The organism is Acidovorax sp. LjRoot204 (assembly GCF_056175785.1).
The window spans coordinates 1-4,877 of record NZ_JBGFFF010000239.1 but is presented as its reverse complement, the minus strand read 5'-3'; the positions used below and the strand labels follow the sequence as shown (position 1 = coordinate 4,877).

The following is a 4,877-nucleotide window of genomic DNA, read 5'->3' as shown; positions in this document are numbered from 1 at the left end:
GCGCAGGCGGCGGTAGATCTGCAGCGTGTCCCAGCCGGTGGCGGACGCGGGGCCCCGGAGGCTGGTCGTGCGCAGCGGCATGTTCTCGTAAAACGCCTGCCAGGCCGCGCTGCGCTGGGCCAGAAAGGCGGCGCTGCCCGGGCTCTCGCCACGGCTTGCCTCGGCGGCATAGTCGTTTTGCACCTCGTGGTCGTCCCAGGTCACGGCCCACGGGCAGGTGGCGTGGGACAGCTGCAGGGCCGGGTCGCTCTTGTGCAGGGCGTACCGGTCGCGGTAGTCGGCCAGCGTGGTGGCGTGGCGCAGGCTGTGGGTGCGCGCCAGATCGGTGGTGGTTTTGGGTGTGGCGTATTCGTAGATGTAGTCGCCCAGGAACAGCACCWGGTCTGGCTGGTCAGCGGCCAGATGGCGCCACGCCGCGTAGTGCCCATGCTCCCAGCGCTGGCACGAGGCAAACGCCACCCGCAGCGCCCCGGGCATGTCGCCCGCCGCAGGCGCCGTGCGCGTGCGGCCCGTGGCGCTCACCGCGTCGCCCAGCATGAAGCGGTAGTGGTACCAGCGTGCGGGTTGCAGGCCTTGCAGCTCCACATGCACGCTGTGGCCCAGCGCGGGCAGCGCAGTGGCCTCGCCCTTTTGCACGATCTGGGCAAACCCAGCGTCGTGCGCCACCTCCCACCGCACGGTGTGGGTGCTCAGCATCTGCGCTGGATCGACGAGCAAGAGCCGCGTCCAGAGCACCACGCCATCAGGGGCTGGGTCACCACTGGCGACGCCGAGGGCAAAGGGGTTGTTTTGYAGCGCGGGCGGATTGCTCCAGGCCCAGCGGGGGAGGGTGGCGACGGAGGCAGCCAGGGTTGCGTTGCGCAGGAACTGCCGTCTTTGCTCGGATGTCAATTCAGCTGCCCTTTGCGTCGGGCGTCGTGCTCAGAAACTGACGCAATCCAGACCAGTGGCCTCCGCACAAGGGCCGCCCCGTGGCGCTGGTGGCGTCCCCCTCTGGGGGGATGGCGCCGAAGGCGACACAGGGGGGAGGTGGTCACGCCGCCATCACCCGGTTCTTGCCCGAGCGCTTGGCCAGATACATCGCCTGGTCGGCCCGCACGATGGCGTCGGTGGCGCTCTCGCTTTCAACCAACTGGGCCACGCCTGCGCTGAAGGTGATGAGCACCTTTTCGGTGCCTTGCAGGAAGAAGCGCGTGGTCAGTTCGCGCTGCAAGCGGGTCATGGCCGCCACGCCGGCTTCGACGGTGGTGTCGGGCAGCACGATGACGAACTCTTCGCCGCCGTACCGTGCCAGCAAGTCCTGCGGCCGCATGACCTCGCGCGTGACCTGCGCCAGGTGCACCAGGGCAGCGTCGCCCCCCGCGTGGCCCAGCCGGTCGTTGATGGTCTTGAAGTTGTCCACGTCCAGCAGTGCCAGGCACAGGGACGAGCCCAGGCGGCGGGCGCGGGCGATCTCGCGTTCCACAGCCTCGTCCAGGCCCTTGCGGTTGAGGCTGCCCGTCAGCGGGTCGTGGCGGGCCTGGGCGCTGGCGCGGTCCAGTTCTTCCTGCAGCTTGGCGACCTCGGCGCGCTTGGCCTCGGTGCGCTCGCGCAGGTCCTGCAGCTCATCGTGGGTCACGCGGCTGTCGAGCGCCATGGCGCGGGTGGCGCTCATCACCTCCTGCAGCACCGGGGCAATCTCTTGCAGCGTGCTGGCCTTGCCGATCAGGTCCGCGCAGCGCTCCATGGTGCCCTGGTAGCTGGTGCTGGATGCGGTGATGCGCGCCAGCCGCTCGATGAAGGTGGCCAGCATTTCCTTCATCTGCTCTTGCGCCTCCAGCGACCGCGCCTTGGCTTCGGTCTGCTTGAAGATCACGTCCTTGAGCCGGCGCTGCACATCGTCCAGCCGCCGCAGTGTCAGGGGCGGGGTCGAGGCACTCATCAGCGCCTCGGCCTGGCCCTGCAGCCAGCGGTCGTCCACGCTGAGCACGGCGATGTTCTCGAAGATCATGTGCAGCAGCTCGAGCAGGCTCGCGCGGATGGAGGCTTGTTCTTCGGTGGCGAACGACAGGCGGTAGCTGAAGTTGCCCAGCATGAGCTGCGCGGTGGTCACCAGGGGCGTGGGTTCGCGCAGAAAGGTGATGAGCTGCTGCGCCATGTCGATGACGCGGGGATCGTCGTCACCCAGGGCGGGCAGGGTGTTGTCGATGAGGCGGGCCAGGGCTTCGGCAAATTCGGCGGGCAGTTCGCCCAATGCGGTGGGCGCATCGGCCACCTCGATGGGTTTGGAGGCAGTGGCCGGGTGCAGACCCAGGTTGGCGTAACCCACCATCACGCTTTGCAGCGATGTCCAGTCCTTGGTGATGATGGCGCGTTCGAACTGGCCCAGCAGGCGTTTTTGCGCAGGTGTCTGGCCGGGCAGCACACGCTGGATGCTGCTCAGCGGTCCCTCGGGGAAAGGCTGCGGGCTGCGGATGCCCGCTATTTCATCGTAGATCGCGAGGTAGTTGTCTGGCGTGGGGGCCAGTCGGCGAGCGGCCAGTTGTTTGAGCGTCTCGCGCGCGATCTCGGAAGGTGGTCGGTCGGCCATGGGCGGGCACCAGTGTCAGGAGGCTGGAATGCACAAGTGTGACACAGGCAAGGCGCCGTGCGTGCTGGTACACCGGGCCACACGGGTATGCCAGCCAGGAACATGGGGAGGACCCCTTGCGAGATCTGCCCACACGTTCCAAAGGGGGCGGCTGGCCGTCAGTTCACCATGACCAGCTTGCCCATCACCCCGCGCGAGCCCATGTGGGCGTAGGCGGCGGGCAGCTCGGCCATGGGCATGGTGCGGTCGATCACGGGTTTGATCTTGCCCTGGGCATACCACTGTGCCAGCTCGCCCATCATGGCGGCGTTGGCCTTGGGTTCGCGCTTGGCGAAGTCGCCCCAGAACACGCCGACGATGGACGCGCCCTTGAGCAGCGCCAGATTGAACGGCAGGGCCGGGATGGGGCCGGACGCAAACCCGACCACCAGATAGCGGCCGCGCCAGGCGATGGAGCGGAACGCGGGCTCGGCAAAGTCGCCACCCACGGGGTCATAGATCACGTCGGGGCCCTTGCCGTCCGTGAGGGTCTTGATGGCCTCGCGCAGGTTGTCCTTGCTGTAGTTGATGGTCGCGTCGGCTCCGATGGAAGTGCACAGCGCGCACTTTTCGTCGCTGGATGCGGCAGCGATCACACGTGCGCCCATGGCCTTGGCGATCTGAATGGCGGCCGTGCCCACGCCCCCGGCAGCGCCCAGCACCAGCACGGTCTCGCCCGCCTTGAGCTGTGCGCGGTCCACCAGCGCATGGTGCGACGTGGCGTAGATCATGATGAAAGCGGCTGCATCGACATGCGAAAAGCCGTCTGGCAACGGCATGCACAGGGCTGCGGGGGCAATGGTGTGGGTGCCAAAGCCGCCGGTGCCCGACAGGCAGGCCACGTTCTGGCCGACCTTGAGGTGCGTGACGCCTTCGCCTACGGCAGCCACCACGCCCGCGTATTCCGARCCGGGCACAAAGGGCAGTGGCGGCTTSATCTGGTACTTGTTCTGCACGATCAGCAGRTCGGGGAAGTTSAGGCTGGCGGCCYTGATCTCGATGAGCACCTCGCCCGCCTTGGGGGTGGGGGTGGGCAGCTCCGTCCAGGCAAGTGCCTCGACGCCGGTGGGGTTGGTGCAAAGCCAGGCATGCATGGGGAAGTCTCCTGTCGGTCGGTCTTGTCAATGATGGCCCGCATGATAGGTGGGGCGCTGGCGTGCCGGATGTCCCACGAGCGACGGGCTGCGGCGGCGGCTTCTCTGGCGCCCTCGGGCGCAGCAATGGCCTGCCCACCTACAATCCGTTGCAACCCCTACTCAGACCATGAAGATCCTGATTTCCAATGACGACGGCTTCCAGGCCCCCGGCATCGTCGCGCTGCATGATGCGCTCAAGACCCTCGACGGTGTTGAGGTGGAGGTCGTTGCGCCAGAACATAACAACAGTGCCAAGTCCAACGCGCTGACACTGCATTCACCGCTGTATGTGCACAAGGCGGCGAATGGTTTTCGCTATGTGAACGGCACCCCGGCAGACTGCGTGCACATCGCTCTGACTGGCTTGCTGGGCTACCGGCCCGACCTGGTGGTATCGGGCATCAACAATGGCGCCAACATGGGCGACGACACCATCTATTCCGGCACGGTGGGTGCTGCCATGGAGGGATATCTTTTTGGCGTTCCGGCCATCGCTTTTTCACAAGTGGACAAGGGCTGGGCCGAGCTGGAGGCTGCTGCGGCCAAGGCGCGTGAACTGGTGGCGCAGATGCGTGCGCAGCAACTGGTCAACGAAACCCCCTGGCTGCTCAATGTGAACATCCCCAACATGCCGCTGGAGGCCTTGCGCCCAGCCAAGCTGTGCCGCCTGGGGCGCCGCCATGCGGCGGAACGGGTCATCGTGCAGGAAAGCCCGCGGGGCGAAGCCATGTACTGGATCGGCGGTGCCGGTGCTGCCAAGGACGATGCAGAAGGCACGGRCTTTCATGCCACGGCCCAGGGCCATGTGTCCATCACGCCCCTCAAGGTGGACCTGACCGATCACGACAACCTCGGCTACTGGGCGCAGACCGCCGCCCGTTTGGCGGCGGGGGCGGCTGCCGCCCCCGGGGCGTGATGCAGCGCCGCCCGGGGTTTCCGGCCAGGCTGCCGGTGTCCGGTAACGCCGCCATGGGTAAGCCGGCGGTAGCGCCGTCTTCCCCCGCACAGCGGAAGCCGGCGGTGGCCGCGACACCTGCCGGAGTGGGGCTGGATTCGTCGGCCGTCCGGGCGCGGATGGTGCAAAAACTGGCGGCGGGCGGCATCACGTTGGCCCCCGTGCTGCAGGCCATGGG

At 67.3% G+C, this 4,877-nt stretch carries 4 protein-coding genes and 1 pseudogene; 2 read left to right on the top strand and 3 right to left on the bottom strand.

The annotated features are described in order from the left end of the window. The 3 genes from AC04MI_RS23495 to AC04MI_RS23485 form a co-directional block, all read right to left on the bottom strand. The coding region (locus tag AC04MI_RS23495) for an alkaline phosphatase D family protein (RefSeq protein WP_476498842.1) at window positions 1-891 on the bottom strand (891 nt) is incomplete at its 3' end. Window positions 892-1,033: 142 nt separating this feature from the next. Continuing rightward, window positions 1,034-2,569: a GGDEF domain-containing protein gene (locus tag AC04MI_RS23490; RefSeq protein WP_056061952.1), complete on the bottom strand. Its 1,536-nt coding sequence runs from the start codon at window positions 2,567-2,569 to the stop codon at window positions 1,034-1,036. Window positions 2,570-2,727: 158 nt separating this feature from the next. Next, complete coding sequence (locus AC04MI_RS23485; RefSeq protein ID WP_476498841.1) at window positions 2,728-3,702, bottom strand: NADPH:quinone oxidoreductase family protein; 975 nt, start codon at window positions 3,700-3,702, stop codon at window positions 2,728-2,730. Between the two features lie 169 nt (window positions 3,703-3,871). On the opposite strand from AC04MI_RS23485, the gene surE reads away from it, so the two are divergent. Further along, window positions 3,872-4,660: a 5'/3'-nucleotidase SurE gene (gene surE / locus AC04MI_RS23480; protein WP_476498840.1), complete on the top strand. Its 789-nt coding sequence runs from the start codon at window positions 3,872-3,874 to the stop codon at window positions 4,658-4,660. Then, window positions 4,660-4,877, top strand: a pseudogene (locus AC04MI_RS23475) (protein-L-isoaspartate O-methyltransferase); the annotation flags it as partial. The gene surE and the pseudogene AC04MI_RS23475, both read left to right, overlap by 1 nt.

Coding starts and splice junctions, on each gene's coding strand:
- AC04MI_RS23490 (WP_056061952.1), bottom strand. CDS start 2,569: ATGGCCGACCGACCACCTTCCGAGATCGCGCGCGAGACGCTCAAACAA.